16 protein-coding genes are annotated in these 21474 nt (G+C 70.6%); 4 read left to right on the plus strand and 12 right to left on the minus strand.

Going from position 1 to position 21474, the window contains the following annotated elements; translation table 11 throughout:
- Window positions 1–94: 94 nt before the first annotated feature.
- The 9 genes from FE633_RS26680 to rpe all read right to left on the minus strand — a co-directional run bounded on the left by FE633_RS26680 (window position 95) and on the right by rpe (window position 10528).
- The gene (locus tag FE633_RS26680) at window positions 95–1807 is read right to left on the minus strand and encodes a flavin monoamine oxidase family protein (protein ID WP_138047745.1); all 1713 of its coding nucleotides are present in this window, start codon (window positions 1805–1807) and stop codon (window positions 95–97) included.
- A gap of 54 nt (window positions 1808–1861) precedes the next feature.
- Window positions 1862–2650 carry a carbon-nitrogen hydrolase family protein gene (locus FE633_RS26685; protein ID WP_138047746.1) on the minus strand — a complete coding sequence of 263 codons (789 nt, stop codon included), beginning with the start codon at window positions 2648–2650 and terminating at the stop codon, window positions 1862–1864.
- A gap of 330 nt (window positions 2651–2980) precedes the next feature.
- Window positions 2981–4177, minus strand: coding sequence for an MFS transporter (locus tag FE633_RS26690; RefSeq protein ID WP_138047747.1), 1197 nt, complete (start codon window positions 4175–4177; stop codon window positions 2981–2983).
- 248 nt (window positions 4178–4425) lie between these two features.
- On the minus strand, window positions 4426–4878 hold the full coding sequence (locus FE633_RS26695; RefSeq protein ID WP_119106212.1) for an Lrp/AsnC family transcriptional regulator: 453 nt from the start codon (window positions 4876–4878) through the stop codon (window positions 4426–4428).
- Window positions 4879–4917: 39 nt separating this feature from the next.
- On the minus strand, window positions 4918–6387 hold the full coding sequence (locus FE633_RS26700; protein ID WP_138047748.1) for an amino acid permease: 1470 nt from the start codon (window positions 6385–6387) through the stop codon (window positions 4918–4920).
- A gap of 214 nt (window positions 6388–6601) precedes the next feature.
- A complete protein-coding gene (locus FE633_RS26705) occupies window positions 6602–8044 on the minus strand; it encodes a GuaB1 family IMP dehydrogenase-related protein (protein WP_171060138.1) in 1443 nt (480 codons plus the stop codon).
- Between the two features lie 107 nt (window positions 8045–8151).
- The gene (locus FE633_RS26710) at window positions 8152–8505 is read right to left on the minus strand and encodes a barstar family protein (RefSeq protein ID WP_138047750.1); all 354 of its coding nucleotides are present in this window, start codon (window positions 8503–8505) and stop codon (window positions 8152–8154) included.
- Window positions 8506–8708: 203 nt separating this feature from the next.
- Window positions 8709–9752, minus strand: coding sequence for a sugar-binding transcriptional regulator (locus FE633_RS26715; RefSeq protein ID WP_171060139.1), 1044 nt, complete (start codon window positions 9750–9752; stop codon window positions 8709–8711).
- An 89-nt stretch (window positions 9753–9841) separates the two neighbouring features.
- On the minus strand, window positions 9842–10528 hold the full coding sequence (gene rpe, locus FE633_RS26720; RefSeq protein ID WP_138047751.1) for a ribulose-phosphate 3-epimerase: 687 nt from the start codon (window positions 10526–10528) through the stop codon (window positions 9842–9844).
- A gap of 239 nt (window positions 10529–10767) precedes the next feature.
- Here rpe and FE633_RS26725 point away from each other — a divergent pair, with 239 nt between their 5' ends.
- Entirely contained in the window at window positions 10768–12948 is a 2181-nt protein-coding gene (locus FE633_RS26725) for an MMPL family transporter (protein ID WP_138047752.1), read from the plus strand.
- Between the two features lie 42 nt (window positions 12949–12990).
- On the opposite strand, the gene FE633_RS26730 is transcribed toward FE633_RS26725, so the two are convergent.
- From FE633_RS26730 to FE633_RS26740, 3 genes are read right to left on the minus strand one after another with little or no spacing between them, the layout of a single operon-like run.
- The gene (locus FE633_RS26730; RefSeq protein WP_138047753.1) at window positions 12991–15300 is read right to left on the minus strand and encodes an FtsX-like permease family protein; all 2310 of its coding nucleotides are present in this window, start codon (window positions 15298–15300) and stop codon (window positions 12991–12993) included.
- 3 nt (window positions 15301–15303) lie between these two features.
- Window positions 15304–16074, minus strand: a complete 771-nt coding sequence (locus FE633_RS26735) for an ATP-binding cassette domain-containing protein (protein WP_246113844.1) — start codon at window positions 16072–16074, stop codon at window positions 15304–15306.
- Entirely contained in the window at window positions 16071–16577 is a 507-nt protein-coding gene (locus tag FE633_RS26740; protein WP_119106205.1) for a PadR family transcriptional regulator, read from the minus strand. The genes FE633_RS26735 and FE633_RS26740 overlap by 4 nt, the downstream gene beginning before the upstream one ends.
- 172 nt (window positions 16578–16749) lie before the next feature.
- Here FE633_RS26740 and FE633_RS26745 point away from each other — a divergent pair, with 172 nt between their 5' ends.
- From FE633_RS26745 to FE633_RS26755, 3 genes are all read left to right on the plus strand, one after another.
- Window positions 16750–18021 (plus strand): ABC transporter substrate-binding protein, encoded by a 1272-nt coding sequence (locus FE633_RS26745; RefSeq protein WP_138047754.1) that lies wholly within the window; start codon window positions 16750–16752, stop codon window positions 18019–18021.
- Between the two features lie 407 nt (window positions 18022–18428).
- The gene (locus FE633_RS26750; RefSeq protein ID WP_246113845.1) at window positions 18429–20021 is read left to right on the plus strand and encodes a glycoside hydrolase family 13 protein; all 1593 of its coding nucleotides are present in this window, start codon (window positions 18429–18431) and stop codon (window positions 20019–20021) included.
- Between the two features lie 124 nt (window positions 20022–20145).
- A complete protein-coding gene (locus tag FE633_RS26755) occupies window positions 20146–21465 on the plus strand; it encodes an ABC transporter substrate-binding protein (RefSeq protein ID WP_138047756.1) in 1320 nt (439 codons plus the stop codon).
- Window positions 21466–21474: the final 9 nt, after the last annotated feature.

Raw genomic sequence — 21474 nt, forward strand, 5'->3', positions numbered from 1 at the left:
GGCGACCACGCGGGCCGCTGCGCCTTCGGCCTGCGGACGGCCGGGCCCACGCCCGGCCTGGCCCGGCCTGGCCCGGCCTGGGCCCGGCCTGGCCTCAGTCCTCGGGCAGTTCCACCGGTGCGATCTCGTCGTAGAGGTCGCCGGGTCCGGGGTTGGCCGGGTCGGTCCCGCCGCCCAGGTGGTGCATGACGCCCCACACGGCGTTCAGCGCGGTCTGTACGGCGCCCTCGGCCCAGCCGGCCGTCCAGGAGATGTCGTCGCCCGCGAGGAAGATGCCCCGCTTGTCCTCGTCCAGCCGGTCCTGCATGAAGTGCGTGAACAGGCGCCGCTGGTAACGGTAGTGGCCGGGCAGGTTGGCCTTGAACGCGCCCATGAAGTAGGGCTCGTTCTCCCAGGACACGGTCACCGGGTTGCCGATGATGTGCTTCCTGATGTCGACCTTCGGGTAGATCTCGCCGAGCGACTTCAGCATGACCTCCATCCGCTCGTTCGCGGACAGCGGCAGCCACTTCAGACTGTCGTCGCACCACGTGTAGGAGAGGCAGATGACGGCGGGCCGGTCCGGACCGTCGTCGAGGAGGTAGGTCCCCCGCGTCATCCGGTCGGTGAGCGTCATCGACATGACGTCCCGGCCGGTCGGATCTCCCTTGTCGTCGACGGCCTTGTCCAGCCAGAACGGCCGGTCGACCGGCACGAAGAGCTTCGACGACTCCATGTAGTGCGTCCGCTCGATCGCCGTCCAGTGGTCGATCGGGAACAGCGCGTCGTCGCAGGCGATCTTGGAGAGCAGCATCCAGGACTGGGCCGTGAAGATCGCCGCCTGGTACGTACGGATGCCGCCGTCCGCGTCGGTGACCGTGATCCGGTTGCCGGACGTGCGGTGGAGCCGGGTCACGGCGGGCTTCGGCGTCCCGTCGTCGTGCAGCTTCGCGAGCGACGTCCCGTACGCCCAGTGCACGATCTTCTCCGGCTCCCGCTCCCAGAGCCGGAGCGGGAGCTGCTGGCTGCCGCCGACGATGCCGCGGTGGTGGTCGTCCGCCTCGGTGTAGACGACGCGCAGGATCTCCAGGATGGAGTTGGGGAAGTCCGTGTCCCAGCCGCCCGTCCCGAAGCCGACCTGTCCGAAGATCTCGCGGTGACGGAAGGACTTGAAGGCCTCGGAGTCGCAGAGGAAGCCGTAGAAGGTCTGGTTGTCGAGCTTCTCGACGAGCCGCGACCAGATCTCACGGATGCGCGGGATGTCGCGCTCGCGCAGGGCCCGGTTCATGTCGGAGAAGTCGGCGCCCTCCTCCAGGCACTTGTTCCAGGCGTTCGCCACGTCCCGGTAGACCTGCGGCAGGTCGTCGACCGTCTCGGCGTAGTGCGACTCGCCCTTGAGGTCGACGACCGTCGAAGGCGTGACCTCCGCAAGCGGGTTGGGGAAGGGCCGGGTCTCGAGTCCCACCAGGTCGATGTAGTGCTGCAGCGCCGTGGAGGAGGGCGGGAAGCGCATCGCGCCCATCTCGGCGGTCAGGGACGGGTCGCAGCCGTCGAAGCCGACGGTCCGCAGGCGGCCGCCGATCCGGTCGGCCTCGTAGACCACGGGCTTGAGGCCCATCTTCATCAGCTCGTATGCGGCCACGATGCCGGACAGTCCGCCGCCGATGACCGCGACCTCGGTGCCGTGCTCGGTCGCCGGTATCTGGCCCAGGCCCGCGGGGTGCGCGAGGAAGTCGTCGTACGCGTACGGGAAGTCCGGACCGAACATGGTGATCGGCAGTCGCTGCTCGCCGGCGTGCTCGACTGCGTTGGGCACGGTGGACGTCATGGGGTACGGACTCCTTGCGCGAAAGAGATTGGGGAGGGGAGGGCTGAGCGGGGTTCAGAGAAGGGACCCGTAGAGGCCGGGGCGACGGTCCTCGAGGTACGGGTTCGCCTCGCGCGAGGCCGCGAGGAGGACGGGGTCGGCGTCGGCGAGGAGGAGCTCCTCGCCGCGGCCGGCGCGGGTGCGGGCGACCCCGTCGGGCCCGGCCAGCGTCGAGAGCCCGACGAACTCGAACTCCCCTTCCCGGCCGACCCGGTTGACGTACGCGACGTACATCTGGTTCTCGAAGGCGCGCACCGGCACGACGGACTCGGCGACGAACTGGAACGGGTGCATCTGGGCCGTCGGCACCACGAGCAGGTCGGAGCCGGCGAGCGCGTGCGCGCGGACGTTCTCCGGGAACTCCACGTCGTAGCAGATCATGAGGCCGACGCGGAGGCCGGCCAGCTCGGCCTGGACGACGGGCAGTTGGCCCGGCGTGAAGTGGTCGCGCTCGAAGCAGCCGAAGAGGTGGGTCTTGCGGTAGTTGGCGAGACGGGTGCCGTCGGCGGCGATCAGCTGGGCGGAGTTGAAGACCTGGTCCGTGTCGCGCTCGGGGTAGCCGTAGGCGATGGCGAGGCCGTGCCGGGAGGCGATCTCCGCGACCGCGTCGGCGGATTCGCCGTCGGCGGACTCGGCGAGCCGGGGCACGTCCCCACCGATCGCGTACCCGGTCAGGAACATCTCCGGCGCCACCAGCAGCCCGGCGCCCGCGGCGGCGGCACGTTCCGCGGCCACGTCGAGAACCTTGAGGTTCGCGGCGACGGAGCCGGGACGTCCGGAGCTCTGGAGCAGGGCGGTGCGCATGCGTGTTCCTCACCGGGGGCGAAGGGGAGTCGGGGGGCCACATAGACGGTACGGTCGGCGGCTTCTGACCGACAAGGCGGACTCATTGCGCGTCCGCGGACGAATCGTTGCGCGCCTCAGCGGCCGGGCGGCGATTCGTTGCGCACCCTCAGTCGCAGGCCGGGTCCTCCTGGAGTCGCAGCTCACGGGTTGGGAGCCGCTTACGGTGAAGCGCGCATGAGCTCCACCTGGGACCGGACCACGGACAGGATCCGTGTCGCCGCCCGGGATGCGAAAGCGGGTGACTTCGCGGTCGTCCCCTGGCGGCCGACTGTTTTCCAGGCCCTGTCGTCAAAAGGCACAGGGGCGGGCCCGGGCCGCGAGTATCAGCGCCGTCACCAGGTACGGCACCGCGAACAGGGCGAAGACGGAGCCGTGTGCGGTGGTCGAGCCGATCACCGCGTACGCGCCGTACACGGTGATGGTGGTCAGGTCGGTGCCCACACCGGCGACCGAGGTGAGCGTGGCCCGGCCGGTTCCGGTGATGCGCTCCTGCAGTCGGGCGTCGGCCAGAACGCTCGCCAGCTGGAAGCCGCCGAAGGCGAGGGCCACCAACGCGATGGCGGCCGGTGTCCCCGCCATCGCGCCCGCGGCCAGGGCGAGCGCGGAGCCCGCGAGCACCCCGGCCAGTCCGGTGGTGCCGAGGCGCTCCCCCGCAGCGGCCAGCAGACCACCGCCAGTGGCTCCCGCCCAGATCAGCAGCAGTAACCAGGGAACGGTGCCGTCGGGCACGCCGGTGTCGCGCACCAGCAGCGGCGTGTACTCGTCGAGGGCGCCCCACACGGCGGTGACGGCCGGGACGAGCAGCAGCGCGCCGCGTACGGACCGGTCGCCGCGGGCCTCGGCGAGTCCGGCGCGCAGTGTCGCGGCCCAGCCGGCACCGGCCGTGGCCGCGTCCGGGTCCCGGTGCTCCGGGAAGCGGGCCGCGACCGCCGCGGTCAACAGGCAGGCCAGCACGCTGGCCAGCCCCACGGCCAGGTACCCGCCGACCGCGAACACCGGTGCGGCCAGCCCCATCGCCGCCATGACGCCCATCAGCCCGGTCGCCTGGGCACGGCCCATGACGCGCGCGTACCGGTCGGCCGCGCCGAGCCGGTCGAGTTCCTCGTACACCAGCGCCTCCAGCGCGCCGGAGCCGAGCGCTCCCCTGAGACCCCAGAGCACGAAGCCGACGGCGAACGCCCAGTACGACGGGACGAGCACCCACAGGGCGAAGCCGACCGAGCTGAGCAGCGGGCCGAGCCACAGCAGCATCCGCCGGGAGACGGCGTCGGCCCAGGCGCCGGATGGGACTTCGACCAGGACGCCGGTCAGTGACCACAGGACGAAGAGGGAGGAGATCTGCCATACCGGGAGACCGGTGTCGGCGAACAGGAGCGCATACACCGGGTAGAGCAGGACGAAGTCGTCGAGGAACGCGTAGCCGTACAGCGTGGCCGTCAGCCGCCGGATACCGTTGGTGGGCACACGCGCGGTTGTGAGAGTCATGAGGCCTTCCCGCAGGGACAGTTCGGACGCCGGAATTACGGGCGTCCGCGGCGGCCCTCGGGAGGCGCGGCTGGTGAATCAATGTCGCCAGGCCATGGCACCGATAGTAACCGGGCCCATCGACGCGGCCCAGGGAAAATATGGGCGGTCGGCAGCCCCGCAAAGGGCGCAGCCCCACAAAGGGCGCGGGGAACTGCGCGACCAGCCACGACGGACCCGCACCTTCGAACCGGCCCAAAAGCGGAGCGCTACGTCGGTGCACCCGACGAGAAGCGGCGCAGCAGCGGGGACAGCACCAGCACGGACTTGGTCCGCTCCACGAACGACTCGCCCGCGATCCGCTCGAGCACTCGCTCGAAGTGCCGCATGTCGGAGGCGAAGACCTGGACGACGGCGTCGGCCTCGCCGGTGACGGTGGAGGCGGCCACGATTTCCTGGTAGCGCTCGAGACCGCGCTGAATGGTCTCGGGTGAGGTGTTGCGACGGCAGTAGATCTCGACGAACCCCTCGGTCTTCCAGCCGAGCGCGGCCGGGTCCACACGGACCGTGAAGCCGGTGATGGCCCCGGTGGCGCGCAGCCTGTCCACGCGCCGCTTCACCGCGGGCGCCGACAGCCCGACCTCCTGGCCGATGTCGGCGTAGGAGCGTCGGGCGTCCTCGGCGAGGGCGTGCACTATGTGTTCGTCGAGATCGTTCAGCACTGCGGGTGGATCACTTTTCTTCAGGTCTTCGAGGACCGCTCACTCGGCCGGTTCGGCCGCGAGACGCGAACGGCGATAGCCGTACAGGAAGTAGAACACGAGCCCGACGGCCATCCAGACGCCGAAGACGACCCAGGTGACGGTGTCCAGGCTGCCCATCATCCAGAGGCAGAAGCCGAAGCCGAGCGCCGGCAGCACCGGCGACAGCGGCACGCGGAACGCACGCGGCATCTCCGGACGCGTACGCCGCAGCACCACGACCGCGACATTGACCAGCGCGAAGGCGAAGAGCGTGCCGATGCTGGTGGCGTCGGCGAGCTGACCGAGAGGGATCGCGGCGGCGAGGACACCGCAGAAGGCGGACACGATGAGGGTGTTGGCGCGAGGCGCACCCGTCTTCGGGTGCACTCGCGAGAAGACCTTGGGCACAAGCCCGTCGCGGGACATGGCGAAGAGGATGCGGGTCTGGCCGTAGAGCACGGTCAGGACGACGCTGGCGATGGCGATCACCGCGCCGAACGCGAGGAGCGTCGCCCAGAAACTCTGCCCGGTGACGTCCTTCATGATCCCGGCGAGCGTGGCCTCCGAACCGGAGAACCGCTGCCAGGGCTTCGCACCGACGGCGACGGCCGCGACGAGGACGTACAGCGCCGTCACGATGATCAGCGAGAGCATGATGGCGCGGGGCAGGTCGCGCTGGGCGTTCTTGGCCTCTTCGCCGGCCGTGGAGGCCGCGTCGAAACCGATGTACGAGAAGAAGAGGGTCGCCCCGGCGGCACTCACTCCGGCCATGCCGAGCGGCATGAAGTTCTCGTAGTTGCCGGAGCGGAAGCCCTGGAGGCCGATCGCACAGAACAGCAGCAGCGCGGCGATCTTCACCACGACCATGATCGTGTTGGCGCGCGCGGATTCCCGCGCGCCACCGAGCAGGAACGCCATCGCGAGCAGCACGACGATCAGCGCGGGCAGGTTGAAGACCCCGCCGTCACCGGGCGGCGCGGAGAGCGCGTCCGGGATGGTGACCCCGATGGTGCCGTCGAGCAGCTCGTTGAGGTACTCGCCCCAGCCGACCGCCACGGCGGCCACCGAGACGCCGTACTCCAGGACGAGACACCAGCCGCAGATCCAGGCGATCAGTTCGCCCATCGTTGCGTACGCATACGAGTACGAGGAGCCGGCGACCGGGATGGTGCCCGCCAGTTCGGCGTAGGAGAGGGCCGAGAACAGCGCGGTGAGGCCGGCGATCACGAAGGAGACGGTGACGGCGGGTCCTGCCTCGGGAACGGCCTCGCCGAGGACGACGAAGATCCCGGTGCCCAGGGTGGCACCGATGCTGATCATGGTGAGCTGCCAGAGCCCGAGGGAGCGCCGAAGCGAACCTCCCTCGCCCTGGCCCCCCTCGTCGACCAGCCGTTCCACGGGCTTGCGGCGCATCAGCCGCGGTCCGGCGCCCTGGGGTGGCCGGCTGGGGTCACGGGGGGACTGTGGGGGTGCGCCGGGGTCGAGCACGCGCTGGCTCCTTCATCGCTGCCGGTCAGGGCGGCGCGGCCCCCACGGCGGCCCGAAGGAAGGGACCGCCGAGCAGGAGGTCCCCGCCACACTATGTACAGCCCACGACCTTACGATCTCGGCCTTCACAGGCGTAATGCGGCAACCTTGCGTACCCCCGCAAGATCGTTGCGTTCCTGGCGGAGCGACGTGTGTTCGTTGCGCGAGCCGTTTCTCAGTTCCAGCTGGCGTGCAGGGGCTTGCCCTCCGCGTAACCCGCGGCGCTCTGGATGCCGACGACACTCTTCTCGGCGAACTCCTCCAGGGAGTGGGCGCCGGCGTAGGTGCAGGCGGAGCGGACGCCCGCGATGATCGAGTCGATCAGGTCCTCGACGCCCGGGCGGGTCGGGTCGAGGAACATGCGGGAGGTGGAGATGCCCTCCTCGAACAGGGCCTTGCGGGCGCGGTCGTACGCCGACTCGTCCGACGTGCGGTTGCGCACCGCACGTGAGGACGCCATGCCGAACGACTCCTTGTAGAAGCGCCCGTCGGCGTCCTGCTGCAGATCGCCGGGCGACTCGTACGTACCGGCGAACCAGGACCCGATCATGACGTTCGACGCGCCCGCGGCCAGCGCCATGGCGACGTCGCGCGGGTGCCGCACTCCACCGTCGGCCCACACGTGCTTGCCGTACTTCTTCGCCTCGGCGGCGCACTCGACGATCGCCGAGAACTGCGGCCGCCCGACGCCGGTCATCATGCGCGTGGTGCACATGGCACCCGGTCCGACACCGACCTTGACGATGTCCGCTCCGGCCTCGATCAGGTCACGTACACCCTCTGCGGCGACGACGTTGCCGGCGACGATCGGCACCCTCGGGTCGAGCGCGCGCACCGTCTTGATCGCGCCGATCATCGACTCCTGGTGGCCGTGCGCCGTGTCGATGACGAGTGTGTCCACGCCCGCGTCGAGCAACTGCTTGGCCTTGCCCGCCACATCGCCGTTGATGCCGACGGCGGCGGCCGTGCGCAGCCTGCCGTGCGCGTCGGTGGCCGGCGTGTAGAGCGTGGCGCGCAGGGCGCCCCTGCGGGTGAGGATGCCCGCGAGGCGGCCGTCCTGGTCGACGGCGGGAGCGTAGCGGCGGTTTGCGGCGTCGAGCGTGTTGAAGGCCTCGCGCGGCTCGATGTCCGCGTCGAGCAGCAGCAGGTCCCGGGACATGACCTCGGTCAGCTGGGTGAACCGGTCGACCCCGCTCAGGTCGGCGTCGGTGACCACGCCCACGGGCTTGCCGTCCTCGTCCACCACGACGCCCGCGTTGTGCGCGCGCTTCGGCAGCAGCGACAGCGCGTCGGCGACGGTCTGATGGGGACCCAGCACGATGGGGGTGTCGAGCACGAGATGGCGGCCCTTGACCCAGGAGACGACCTCGGTGACGACGTCGATCGGGATGTCCTGCGGTATGACGACGAGCCCGCCGCGACGGGCCACGGTCTCGGCCATCCGGCGCCCCGCGATCGCCGTCATGTTGGCGACCACCAGCGGGATGGTCGTGCCGCTGCCGTCGGGGGAAGTCAGGTCGACGTCCTGCCGCGAACCGACCGCGGAGCGGCTCGGCACCATGAAGACGTCGTCGTACGTCAGGTCGTACGCGGGCTGGATGTCATTGAGAAAACGCACGTGCTGCACATCCCAGTCGATCAGAGGTGGCCCCCGGACAGGTCAGCCAGGGGGAAGAGCACGTACTTCATTCTCCCATGTCGACTGGTGGGCGGTGCCCGGGCCGATCATCCAGGCAGGTGGGAGGGGGTCTGGTGGGATCCTCCAAGGGCGAGCGCCACAGAGAGCCGCGGCGTGCGGTCCACGGCCTCGGAGAACACCTCTTGTGCCGTCTCCCACTCGCCCGGCCGTGCCTTCGCGTACGCCTGCCAACCGGTGACGACGACCAGCAGTCCGTGCCCGGCGGCGGCCTCGGGCCAGACGGAGAGATCGGTGAGGCTGTCGGCCAGCGCGTCCCAGTTGCGGCCGAACCAGTCGGGCAGATCGAGGGCCCGTACGCAGCGCTCCATGAAGCCCGCCTTGTCCACGACTCCGGCGAGGTCCAGGGTGACCACCAGTCGGCCCGCCACGTCGTCCGTCATCTCAGCACCGCCTTGAAGGACTCGAAGTGATCATCGCGTGCGTCCGTGCGTCCGTGCGTCCGTGCGTCCAGGCATTCGTGCGAGCGCACGGAGCCGGGGCAGCCTGTCGCCGACGCTGCCACGGCCGTCGCCCGAGGCGCGTTGCCGATCCGCCGACGGGCCCCAGATCCACGAAAGGCTCAGGGCCTTGGCCAGGGCCCAGGTCAGGGCCCGTCGGGGTCGGCCCGGTCCAGTGCCGGACGCGGCGCCGGACCCGCCGCCATCAGGTAGTCCGCGGCCGATGTGTCGGTCACCAGGCTGGTGACCAGGCCGGAGCGGAGCACCGCGTCGATGGCGGCCGCCTTGCGCTGTCCGCCGGCGATCGCGACGACCTCGGGGATACGCCGCAGCCGGTCGGCCTCGACCGTGATGCACCGCTCCCCCAGGTCCCGTCCGACCCGGCGGCCCTCCGCGTCGAAGAGGTGGGCCGACATCTCGGCGGCGACGCCGAGGGACGCGTAGTGGGAGCGCTCCTCCTCGGTGAGCATGTCGTGCACCGTCGAGATGCCCGCCTCCCAGGAGCCGATGGACACACAGGCGACCGTCACCTTGTCGAAGTACTCGAAGGCGCGGGCGATCCCCGTCTGGTTGCGCAGCGCTGCCGCGGTGGCCGCGTCCGGCAGCAGCATCGGCGCGTAGATCGGGTGGGCGTCGCCACCCGAGACCTGGGCGGCCCGGCGCACGGCCTCGACCGAGCCCCGCTCGGCCGTACCGGCGTCGTACACACCCGTCAGCTGCACGACCGTGCACGGCGCCAGCCGGTCGAGCGCCGCCGCCATGTGAATGGTGGACCGGCCCCATGCGAGGCCGAGCACATCGCCCTCGGCGACCAGCTCGCCGAGCAGGTCGGCCGCCACTTCACCGAGGTTCTCCGGATCGGGCGACTCCTCCGCATCGGCCGGGGACTCGACCACGACGGCGTGCCGGAGGCCGTAGCGGGCGCGCAGCGCGTCGGAGCGCTCCGCGTCCAGCTCGGCGGGGACACGGATCTCGATCCTCACCAGATCCCGTTCGAGAGCGGTCTCCAGGACCCGGGCCACCTTGAAGCGGCTGACGCCGAACTCCTCGGCGATCTGGATCTTGGACTTGCCCTCGAGGTAGAAGCGGCGGGCCATGGCCGCCGCCTGCACCAGCTCAGCGGGTCCCATCCGCATGGCTGACCGGCCCGCCGACATACCCGACACGGCCATCTCCTCACTGCTGTTCACACTCTGGATACGCCGTTCATCCTTGCAGATTCGGCGTACTTGATCAGCCCTGATGGGCGGCGTTCACGTTCCCTTGGTCTCGTGGTGGCTCAGTGGCCGCACGCCCAGGCCGCGTCAGCGGTCACCGCCTCCGCCTGGGTGCGCAATGCACGTACCGCCTGGGCCGGGTCCGATGCCCCGTACACCGCAGAACCGGCCACGAAGACGTCGGCCCCGGCCTCGGCGCAGCGCTCGATGGTGGTGGCCGAGACCCCGCCGTCGACCTGGAGCCAGAGTTCGAGGCCGTGCTTGCTGATCAACTCGCGGGTCCGGCGGATCTTCGGAAGCATGATGTCGAGAAAAGCCTGGCCACCGAAGCCGGGCTCGACCGTCATGATCAGCAGCATGTCGAGTTCGCCGAGGAGATCCTCGTACGGCTCGATGGGCGTGGCGGGCTTGAGCGCCATGGAGGCACGGGCGCCCTTGGCCCGGATCTCGCGGGCGAGCCGTACCGGCGCGGCGGCCGCTTCCACATGGAAGGTGACGGAACCGGCACCCGCTTCTACGTACTGGGGCGCCCACCGATCGGCGTCCTCGATCATCAGATGGCAGTCCAGCGGCGTGTCCGTCGCACGCGCCAAGGACTCTACGACCGGCACACCGAGCGTGAGGTTCGGGACGAAATGGTTGTCCATCACGTCCACATGGAGCCAGTCGGCCCCTTCGACCGCCTTCGCCTCGTCGGCGAGGCGTGCGAAGTCGGCGGACAGAATGCTGGGGTTGATCTGCACGGCCATGCCCCAAGACTGCCATGCCATCGGGGGGTGGGCGGCATCGGTCTCGGGTGGGGACGGTTCGAGGGGAGCCGCGGGTCGTCTGTGGCTGGTCGCGCCCGCGCGGCGGAACCGCACGTGTCACGGTCCCGCACCCCTTACGGGGCGCGGGACCGCCTCATCCCTTCTGCGGGTGTTGCTCCCTGTTCGGCCATGCCATGCTGGGCGGCCCACCGGCTCCAGAGGCGGCTACGGGGGTGGCCATGACGGAGGTACAGGAGAGGCAGCGGCGGGGCGTCGCCCACCTTGTCTGCGGGCGCCGGGCCAAGTGGCTCGTGGTGGCGCTGTGGCTGGTGTTGCTGGTTTTCACGGCACCGTTCGCCCAGAAGCTCACCGACGCCCAGGACAACGACGCGGCGTCCTGGCTGCCCGGCTCCGCGGAATCGACTCAAGTCCTGCAGATCTCCGAGGACTTCAGGCCGGAACAGATCCCGGCGGTCGTCGTGTACGCCCGCGAGGGCGGCCTCACGGCACAGGACCGGGCGCAGATCGCCGAGGACGTGCGCCAGGTCAAGGAGCTGCGTGACCACGGCATCCGCGGGGCGGAGACCCGGGGCCCGGTCTTCGACCGGGACGCCGATCCACGGGCGGCCCAGATCCAGGTGCCGATCACCATGGACGAGAAGGGCTGGGAGCGGATCGCGCCCGCGGTCGACTCGATCCGTGCCGACGTCGGCAGGGGCGGCGGCGGGCTCGCCGTGCACATCACGGGTCCGGGCGGTACGTCCGCGGACTTCTCCGAGGCCTTCGAGGGCATCGACTCCACTCTGCTGTTCTCGGCGATGGCCGTCGTCATCGTGATGCTGCTGCTCACCTATCGCAGCCCGACGCTGCTGATCGTCCCGCTGCTCGGGGTGGTCGTCGCGCTGTTCACCGCGCAGGCGCTGATCTACTTCCTCGCGGAGCACGCGGGCCTGACCGTCAACGGACAGAGCGCGGGCATCCTCACGGTCCTGGTGTTCGGCGCCGGGACGGACTACGCCCTGCTCCTGGTCGCCCGCTACCGGGAGGAACTGCGCCGCCACAAGGACCGCCACGAGGCCATGGCACTGGCCCTGCACCGGGCGGGTCCCGCGGTGATCGCGTCCGGCGCCACGGTCGTCCTGAGCATGCTGGTGCTGCTCGCCGCCGAGATGAACTCGACGAGCGGCCTCGGCCCGGTGGCGGCCATCGGGGTCGCGGTGGCGCTGATCGTGATGCTCACCCTCTTCCCGGCCCTGCTCGTGATCTTCGGCCGCTGGATCTTCTGGCCGGTGATCCCGCACCTCGGTTCGCCCGACCCGACCGAGCGCGGTGTCTGGGCCCGTATGGGCCGGGGTATCGCCCGCCGCCCGCGCGTGATCTGGGGCGTCACGGCGGCCGTGCTCGCGCTGCTGTCGCTGGGCCTGATCCAGATGCGCGCGGAGGGGATCAGCAACGCCGACGCCTTCACCGACAAGCCGGACTCGGTCGTCGGCCAGGAGGTATCCGCGCGCTACTTCCCCGCGGGCAGCGGCGATCCGCTGGTCATCGTCAGCGACCGGGCGCAGGCCGAGCGAGTGGGCCGGGCGGTCGCGGCCACCCCCGGTGTCGTACCGGAGTCACTGGGCCTGCCGCCCGGCACGAAGCCCGAGCACGAGGGCAGGGTCCTCTTCGAGGCCACCATGACCGCCCCCGCGGACAGCGAGACCGCGAAAGAGACGGTCGAGCGGGTACGGGACGCCGTGCACGCGGTGCCCGAGGCGGACGCGCAGGTCGGCGGCGGCACGGCGGCCCTGCTGGACATGGACAGGGCGACGACCCACGACAACGTACTGATCATCCCGTTGGTGCTCGTGGTCGTGCTGCTGATCCTGGGGGCGCTGTTGCGCGCGCTGATCGCGCCGCTCCTGCTGATCGGCACGGTGGTGCTGTCGTTCGCCGCCGCGCTGGGGATCAGTGCGCTCGCCTTCCGGTACCTCTTCGACTACGCGGGCGAGACGACCGACTTCCCGCTCTTCGTCTTCGTGTTCCTGGTGGCCCTCGGCATCGACTACAACATCTTCCTGACCACCCGCATCCGCGAGGAGGCGGCCCGCCAGGGCACCCGCGCCGGCGTGGTCACGGGCCTGGCCGCGACCGGCGCCGTCATCACCTCGGCGGGCCTGGTCCTCGCGGGCACCTTCGCCGCCCTCGGCACGCTGCCCATGGTGGCCTTCGCGGAGATCGGCTTCGCCGTGGCGCTCGGCGTGCTGCTGGACACGTTCGTCGTCCGCTCGGTGCTCGTGACGGCCCTGTTCCTCGATGTGGGCCCGAAGGTGTGGTGGCCACACCGGCTGGCCCACGAGGACGGCGACACGGCACGCCCGACGGCGGTCACGAGCGCCCCCGAAACGGAACCGCGGCCCAGCGGCCCATCGGAGTAGCACGGGCGGCTGCACAGTCAGCACGCCCAGCGACCCCCTTGTTCAGCCAGGGCCGTCGCGGTGGGTGAGTTGGTGGCGGGCGAGGGCCGTGGCGCGGGTGGCGGGTAGTACGGAAGCCGCTACCGCTCCGCCGACGGCGAGGACCGCGACGATGGTGAGCAGTTGCCAGGAGGGTGGGCCGGCGATGCCCGCGCCGATGCCCCCGTCCGCGCTCTGCTGGTCGATGAGCCACTGGGCGAGGGGGATGCCGAGACCGATGCCCAGGGCCGCGGCGCCGAGGGCGAGCAGGCCGATCTGCGCCACCATGGTCCCGACGGTCTGCTGGGGTGTCATGCCCACCGCACGGTAGGCGCGCAGGTCCCGGGAGTGGTCCCGTACGGAGACGAAGATCGCGGTGGACAGTTCCACCAGCCCGATCAGCGAGAGCACCCCGACCAGAACGACGATCACGCCCCGCACCGGCGACAGATCGGGTACGGAGCTGACGGCGTCGCGGACCTCCAGGGTGCCGTGCGAGGCCGCGGTCAACTCGTACCGGACGGCCGACGGGTCCGCGCCGCCACGCAGTTCGAGGCTGAAGTAGGTCGGCAGGACATGCTCGTCCTGGGCGTGCAGCGTGCTGTACGAGGTGGAGATGACGCGTCCGTCGTCCTCCGTCTCGATGCAGCGCCCCACGATGTGCAGGATGTGCGGGGTACCGCCGACGGTGACGCGCACCCACTGCCCGACGGACACGTCAAGGGCGTTGAGCAGGCCCTGACCGGCGACGGCCTCGCCCGGCGCGGTGGGCGCCCGGCCCTCCGCGACGGCGAACGGGTACGGGCGGGCGGAGGTGCCGACGCCCCGCAGGGTGACGGACTTCGACTGTCCGGGCGCGAGCGCGGCGAGTTCGACGCCGGGGTGGACCGCCGACACGTCCGGAGAGCGGTCGAGTTCGCGCTCCGCCTCGGCGTTGCTCACGCCGTTGGGGCGGGCGATGAGACCTCCGGCCAGGCCGACCCGCGCCGGGTCGTGCTCCAGCCGGTCGACCGTGGCCCAGGTGCCGAACGTGATGGTGACGATCAGCACTGGCAGGGCGAGCCGCAGCACGGTGGCGGCCGACGAGCCGGGCCGGTGCATCACGGCGCGCGCGCCGAGGACGAGAGCCGCCGGCAGGCGCAGTCGCAGGGCGAACCTGGCGGCGCCGGACATCCGGCGCCGGCCGGGGGCGGCCACGCGGGCCGCCGGGATGGCCGGGACCCTTCCGGCCCGCCAGGCGGCGAGGGTGGTGGCGAAGGCGATCACGGCGACGGTGGCCAGACACACGCCGAGGGAGGTCCACGCGTGCATAGGCAGCGCCCGCCATACGTCCATGGCGGAGCCGAGCGAGCCGGGGACGAGGCTGCCGAAGGCCTCGGTGGCCAGGAAGCCGAGGAACACGCCGAGCGAGGCGAGCACGGTGTGCCGCACCAGGAACATGACCGTCACCTGGCCGGGTGTGAAACCCACCGCCTTGAGGACGGAGATGTCCCGGGCGTGCGCGAAGACCCGGGCTCCGATGCCTCCGGTGACGGCGACCGCCGCGGCGGCGAGCGCGCTGAGCGCGAACAGCCCGATCAGCAGGCCGAGCAGGTGGTTGTCGCCCTCGGCCTCGGTGCGGGCGTCCTGCCAGGTGGAGACGTCCACGACGTCCGGTGAGCCGACCGCGGCGACCGCACGCTGCACCAGATAGCCGGTGTCACCCGGGTCGGAGAGACGCAAGCCCAGGGTCTGGGTGTGCCGGCCTCCCTCGGCGAGCAGATCGGCGACGAGAGCGGGCGACGCCCAGGCGATCCCGGGTGAGTCGCCGGGCGCGTAGCCGGCCTCCGCGGTCCGAACGATGCCGACGACCCGCAGGGTACGGCCGTGATCGCCGGGCAGGGTGATGCGGTCGCCCGGCGAGACCCACAGGGCGCTGGCCAGCGAGCGTTCCAGCACGATGCCGTCGGCCGGTCCACCGTTCAGCCAGCGGCCGCTCTCGATCTCGGGCCGGCCCACCTCCGGCCGCGTGGGCCCGGCGGCGCGCAGGTCGAGGACGGCCTGTTCGGGGCCACTGCGCACCGTCTCGGCGACGGTGGAGAAGGGGCCGGAGACAGCGGTGACGCCGGGGATGGAGTTCAGCGCGGAGGTCTGCGCGCCGGGTTCGGTGCGCAGCCAGACGTGGGCGCCGTTGGTGGCGGTGAACAGCCGCTGCCAGGGATCCGCGGCGTAGACGAGCAGGGCGACGGAGATCAGCAGGGAAGCCGTGATCCCGGCGGTGGCCAGGACCAGGGAGGCGGCCTGGCCCCGGTGTGTGCGCAGGTCGGCCAGGGCCCAGCGGAGGAAGGCACGCACGCTTCAGCCCAGCAATCGGACGACGTGCGCGGCGGCCTGCCCGGTGGCGGGCGGGTCGGTGAAGGAGATGTCGTCGGCGATCTCCCCGTCGTGCAGGGTGACGACCCGGTCGGCGGTGCTGGCGACATTGGCGTCGTGGGTGACCAGCACGATGGTCTGGCCACGCTGGTGGTAGCCGGAGAGCATGCGCAGCACCTCGCGGGTGCCCTTGCTGTCGAGGCTGCCGGTGGGTTCGTCGGCGAGCAGCACGGCGGGGCGGTTGATCAGGGCGCGGGCCAGGGCCACGCGCTGCTGTTCGCCGCCGGCGAGCTCGGCGGGGGTGCTGTCCTCCTTGCCCTCCAGGCCGAGTTCGGTGAGGAGGTCGCGGCGCCGTTCGCGGACCCGGCGCGGCGGGTGTCCGGCGAGCAGGCCGGGCAGTTCGATGTTGTCGGCGACGGTGAGGGTGGAGACGAGGTTGAAGAACTGGAAGACGACGCCCACCTCCCGTCGGCGCAGTGCCGCCCAGCGGGCCTCACTGAGGGTGTCGACGCGGCGGCCGCCGAGCCATATTCGGCCGCTGTCGGGGCGTTCGAGGCCGCCGAGGAGGTGCAGCAGGGTCGATTTTCCTGCGCCCGAGGGGCCGGTGACCGCGACGAACTCGCCCGGGCATATCCGCAGGTCCACGCCGCGGACCGCGCGAACCTCGGTGCCGTCGGTGCGGTGGGTCTTGACGAGGCCCTCGACGACGAGCATGTCGCCCGGCGTGCCCTCCCCCGAGGTCTCGTTGCGTCTCATTCCAGTTCCTCCTGGCATCGTTCCAGCCAGTCCAGATCGGCCTGCAGGTGCAGCATGGCGCCCTCGATGAGTAGTTGGGCGACCTTGTTGTCGCGGTCCTCGGCGGCGGCGAGCCGGGTCATGGACCGCATCAGGTTGAGGTAGTGGCGGCGCTGTCGGTTGATCAACCCGACCTGGTCGGCGGCTCCGGTCAGGGGGGCAAGCGCCAGTTTCATGAAGAACTCGTCGCGTACGCGCGGCTCGTCGGAGGTCTCCTCGAACCAGGCCGCCACGGCTTCGTGGCCCGCTTCGGTGAGTGTGTAGGTACGTTTGTTCGGACGGCCGGACTGTGCGACGTCCTCACCCTGGATGAGTCCCGACTTCTCCAGGCGTGTGAGGGTGACGTAGATCTGGCCGATGTTGGGCTGAGGGTAGGCCGAACCGAACAGGCTCTCAAGGGCCTGCTTGAGTTCGTATCCGTGCGCGGGCCCTTTGGCGAGGAGAGCGAGCAGCGCCAGACGCATTCGTGCTCAGCCTCCTATGCTGCCGCCTTGATGTCCGGAGCATGGGACGGAACCGTACCTGCCATGTGTCCGGAAGGCCCCTACCCGGAACTAGTATCCCGCATGCTCAACAGGTATAGATAACACGCAGGGGCGGGGTCGATTTCAAGCCGCGCCCGGAAGAGGAGCTCTCATGCGGTGCCCGCAGGACATGCGACGACGGGGATTCCTCGCCGCCGCCCTGCTGGCCGCAGGGTATGCCGGCGCCGGTTCCGCGGCGCCGCGCCGGGGTTCCGGCAGAGGGCCGCTGACCCTGGCGACCGGGCGTGACCTGACCGGGTACCTGCAGCACGTGCTGGACGGCTGGAACCGCGCACACCCCGCGGAAGCGGTGACGCTGGTGCAGCTGCCCGAGGCGGCGGACGAGGTGCACGCGCAGATGGTGGAAAGTCTGCGGGCGGGCCGCGACCGCTTCGATGTGCTGAACATCGACGTGACATGGACCGCGGAGTTCGCGAGCGCGGGGTGGATCTCCCCGGTGGACCCCGACCGGCTCCCGCTGAACCGGATGCTCCCTTCCGTCCTGGACACCGCGACGTTCCGGGGCCGGCTGTACGCGGCGCCGTACGTGACGAACGCGGGACTGCTGTACTACCGCGAGGATCTCCTGGAGAAGGCCGGCCTCGGACCGCCTCGGACATGGGCCGAACTGGAGCATGCCGCGCGGACGGTCGCGCCGCGGTACGGAGTGGACGGCTACGCGGGACAGTTCCTGCCGTACGAGGGCCTCACCGTGAACGTCGACGAGGCGGTGGAGTCGGCGGGCGGGTCGATACTCGACCCGGACGGACGCTCGGTGACGGTCGGCTCGGCGGCGGCCCGGGAGGGCCTGGGCTTCCTGGTGCGTGGCGTCCGGGACGGCTGGATACCGCAGCGGGCGCTGACGTTCAAGGAGGAGGAGTCCCGGCTGGCGTTCCAGACGGGCACGCTGCTGTTCCTGCGCAACTGGCCGTACGTGTACGACATGGCGTCCGTGGCCGGCTCCGCGGTGGCCGGCCGGTTCGGGGTGACCCTGTTGCCCGGGCCGGACGGTCAGGGCGCGAGTGTGCTCGGCGGCTCGAACCTCGCCGTCACCTCCCGTTGCCGCCACCCGGAGACCGCCGCCGATCTGCTCGCCCACATGACCGGCGAGGAAGTGCAGCGCCAGGTGCTGACCCGGGGCTCGCTGCCGCCGGTGCTGGCGGCCTTGTACACCGACCGGGACCTGACCCGGCGTTATCCGTATCTGCCCGCGCTGGAGCAGAGCGTCCGTGCGGCCAGGGTCCGGCCGAAGAGTGCCGCGTACGAGCAGGTGAGTCTGGCGGTCGCGGCCGTCTCCAGCGACGCCCTGCGCGGTCAGACGACGGTGGCGGGGGCGATTTCCCGGGTGAACCGGGAGTTGCGTGCCATCACCCGGAGCGCCTGACCGGTCCGGTCCCGCACTCTCCAGCCCGCCTACTTACTTGTTAAGTGGGCGGGCTTCGTCGTTCTGTGGGGGTAATTCCCCACATACCCCCACACTCTGTCGCCTATTGAGCAGGGGCCAGGGAGAGAACTGGCGACAGATCGTTGACACCTCGCTGTCGCTGCTACTTAACATGCATGCATAACAGCGAGGTGGCTGTTTCGAGTCGGCCACCGGTGTGCGGTCCGCACGTGTCGCTGTTGTTTCAGCACGTCGTTGTTCAGCACTTCGTCCGCGCGGATTTCGTCGCGCGCCCGTGATCAGGATGGTGTCCGGTGCCTGGAGCTCCCTCTGCGGCCGAGTCGGTCAAGTCCCCCGTACCTGCCGCCGGCCTCGGCCCGTCGCAGCACCACTGGTGGAGCGACGCCGTGCTGTACCAGGTGTACATCCGCAGTTTCCTGGACAGCACCGGCGACGGTGTCGGAGACCTGGCCGGCGTTCGCGCCGGTCTGCCCTACCTCAGCAAACTGGGGGTGGACGGCATCTGGCTGAGCCCCTTCTACCCCTCCCCGCAGCACGACCACGGCTACGACGTCGCCGACTACTGCGCCGTGGACCCCGTCTACGGCGACCTGGAGGAGTTCGACCGGCTGGTGGCCGACGCGCACCGGCTGGGTCTGTGCGTCGTCATCGACATCGTGCCCAACCACACCTCGACGGCGCACGCATGGTTCCGCACCGCCCTGGCGGGCTCGCCCGGCAGCCCCGAGCGGGCGCGCTACCACTTCGCCGACGGCCGCGGCGAGCACGGCGAACTGCCGCCCAACAACTGGCGGGCGATGTTCGGCGGACCGGCCTGGTCCCGGATCACCGAGCCGGACGGCACCCCCGGCCAGTGGTACCTGCACATGTTCACTCCCGAGCAGCCCGACCTGAACTGGCGTGACCCACGCGTCGGTGACGACTTCGAGCGGATCGTCCGCTTCTGGCTCGACCGGGGCGTGGACGGATTCCGCATCGATGTGGCGACGGGCCTGTTCCGCCACCCGGACCTGCCGGACTCCCCAGACCCGGGAGCCGACGAGCGCGCCCGCGACTCCGTCAACCCGCTGGCGTGGAACCAGCCCGACGTGCACGGCGTATGGCGCCGGTGGCGTGCGGTGTGCGAGGAGTACACCGCACAGGACGGCCGGGAGAGGCTGCTGGTGGGCGAGGTGTCCGTACCCACCGCCGCCGACCAGGCCCGCTATGTGCGCCCCGACGAGCTGCACCAGGCCTTCTTCTTCGACCTGCTGAGTGCCCCGTGGGACGCGGACGCCTTCCGCCGGACCATCGACGACGCGCTGCGCGACATCGCCGGCACCGGCTCCACCGTCACCTGGGTGCTCAACAACCATGACCAGGTCAGGTCCGTGACGCGGTACGGCGATGACACGGGCGTGTTCGGCGCCACCCGGGCCCGGGCGGCCGCGCTGCTGATGCTGGCGCTGCCCGGGGCGGCCTACATCTACCAGGGTGAAGAGCTCGGCCTGCCCGAAGTCGTGGACCTGCCGGACGAGGCGCTGACCGACCCGATCTTCCGACGCACTGGCAGCCGCCGTTACGTCCGGGACGGCTGCCGCGTCCCCCTGCCCTGGTCGGGGCACGCCTCACCGTTCGGCTTCACCGCCGGGACCGCGACTTCCCAGCCGTGGCTGCCGCAGCCCGCCTGGTTCGCCGAACACACCACCGACCGGGCGCTGATGGACACCACGTCGTTCTGGCATCTGTACCGGGACGCGCTGAGCCTGCGGTCCCGGCTGCCGCAGCTCGGCACAGGGACCCTGCGCTGGCTGGAGTCGCCGCGGGACGTGCTCACCTTCGTGCGCGGCGACGGCGTGGTGTGCGCGGTGAACTTCGGCGAGCAGACGGTCCCCGCCCCGCTGCCCGGCACCCCGTTGCTGTCCAGCGCCCCCTGCCCACCGGGACTGCTGCCCGGCAACACCGCGGCCTGGTGGATCGACTCCCTGACCTCTTTGTGACCGCGGCCGCCCCCATCTCCCCCACCTCCCTCCCCCCATCTCCCACATCTCCGCCTCGTGGGGCTCGCAGCCCCAGTTCCCGCTCACCCTCAACCGGTTCACCCTCAACGCTAAGGACACCAACATGAAGCGACTCGCAGTCGCCACCGCCCTCGTCTGCGGCATGGCGCTCACCGCCACCGCCTGCGGCGGGGGCGACAGTTCCGACACCTCTTCCAAGAAACTGCCGCTGTCCGGGCAGACCGTCACCGTGGCCGGTGTGTGGACGGGCGAGGAGCAGGCCGGCTTCAAGAAGGTGCTGGACGGCTTCACCGCCGAGACCGGCGCGAAGACCCAGTTCGTCTCCACCGGTGACAACGTCTCGACCGTCATCGGCAGCAAGATCCAGGGCGGTGACGCCCCGGACGTGGTGATGGTCCCTCAGGTGGGCGTGGTGCAGCAGTTCGCCAAGTCCAAGTGGCTGCAGCCGCTGTCCGCCGACGTGAAGAAGGCCATCGACAAGAACTACGCCAAGGTCTGGCAGAACTACGGCAGCGTCGACAACACCCTGTACGCCCTGTACTTCAAGGCGTCCGACAAGTCGACGGTCTGGTACAACCCGACGGCGTTCACCAATGCCGGCGTCACCCCGCCGAAGACGTACGAGCAGATGATGACGAACGCCAAGACGCTCTCGGACTCCGGTCTCGCCGCGTTCGCCATCGGCGGGCAGGACGGCTGGACGCTGACCGACTGGTTCGAGAACATCTACCTCTCCCAGGCCGGTCCGGAGAAGTACGACCAGCTCGCCCAGCACGAGATCAAGTGGACGGACCCGAGCGTGGTCAAGGCCCTCACCACCCTCGGCGACCTGTTCAAGCAGAAAGCACTCATCGCCGGCGGCGCCAAGGGAGCGCTGGAGACGGACTTCCCGACCTCGGTCAGCCAGGTCTTCGGCAAGTCGCCGACCGCGGCGATGACGTACGAAGGTGACTTCGTCAGCGGCAACATCACCAACGACCTGCACAAGAAGGTCGGTACGGACGCCAAGTTCTTCCCCTTCCCGTCGGTCGACGGCGGCAAGGCACCGGTGGTCGGCGGCGGTGACGCCGCGGTCGTGCTCAAGGACGGCAAGAACAAGACCGCGGGGATGAAGCTGCTGAAGTATCTGGCGAGCCCGCAGGCCGCGCAGATCTGGGCCAAGCAGGGCGGTTTCGTCTCCCCCAACAAGGCACTCGCGATGTCCGCGTACCCCGACACCACGAGCCGGCAGACCGCGCAGTCGCTCATCGACGCGGGCAACGGCCTCCGCTTCGACATGTCGGACCAGGCGCCCGCCGCGTTCGGCGGCACGGCCGGCACCGGTGAGTTGAAGATCCTCCAGGACTTCCTCGCCGACCCGTCCAACCCGAAGGCGACCGCGCGGACCCTGGAGTCCGCGGCCGCCAAGGCCTACGGGCACTGACCGGACGTC

It is taken from the genome of Streptomyces montanus, from assembly GCF_005786655.1.
In the GTDB taxonomy this organism is placed as follows: domain Bacteria; phylum Actinomycetota; class Actinomycetes; order Streptomycetales; family Streptomycetaceae; genus Streptomyces; species Streptomyces sporangiiformans.

What these genes read in the sequence shown, in the direction of transcription:
- FE633_RS26680 (WP_138047745.1), bottom strand. Translation starts at nt 1,807, where the DNA reads ATGACGTCCACCGTGCCCAACGCAGTCGAGCACGCCGGCGAGCAGCGA.
- FE633_RS26685 (WP_138047746.1), bottom strand. Translation starts at nt 2,650, where the DNA reads ATGCGCACCGCCCTGCTCCAGAGCTCCGGACGTCCCGGCTCCGTCGCC.
- FE633_RS26690 (WP_138047747.1), bottom strand. Translation starts at nt 4,177, where the DNA reads ATGACTCTCACAACCGCGCGTGTGCCCACCAACGGTATCCGGCGGCTG.
- FE633_RS26710 (WP_138047750.1), bottom strand. Translation starts at nt 8,505, where the DNA reads ATGACGGACGACGTGGCGGGCCGACTGGTGGTCACCCTGGACCTCGCC.
- rpe (WP_138047751.1), bottom strand. Translation starts at nt 10,528, where the DNA reads ATGGCCGTGCAGATCAACCCCAGCATTCTGTCCGCCGACTTCGCACGC.
- FE633_RS26725 (WP_138047752.1), top strand. Translation starts at nt 10,768, where the DNA reads ATGACGGAGGTACAGGAGAGGCAGCGGCGGGGCGTCGCCCACCTTGTC.
- FE633_RS26735 (WP_246113844.1), bottom strand. Translation starts at nt 16,074, where the DNA reads ATGAGACGCAACGAGACCTCGGGGGAGGGCACGCCGGGCGACATGCTC.
- FE633_RS26740 (WP_119106205.1), bottom strand. Translation starts at nt 16,577, where the DNA reads ATGCGTCTGGCGCTGCTCGCTCTCCTCGCCAAAGGGCCCGCGCACGGA.
- FE633_RS26745 (WP_138047754.1), top strand. Translation starts at nt 16,750, where the DNA reads ATGCGGTGCCCGCAGGACATGCGACGACGGGGATTCCTCGCCGCCGCC.
- FE633_RS26755 (WP_138047756.1), top strand. Translation starts at nt 20,146, where the DNA reads ATGAAGCGACTCGCAGTCGCCACCGCCCTCGTCTGCGGCATGGCGCTC.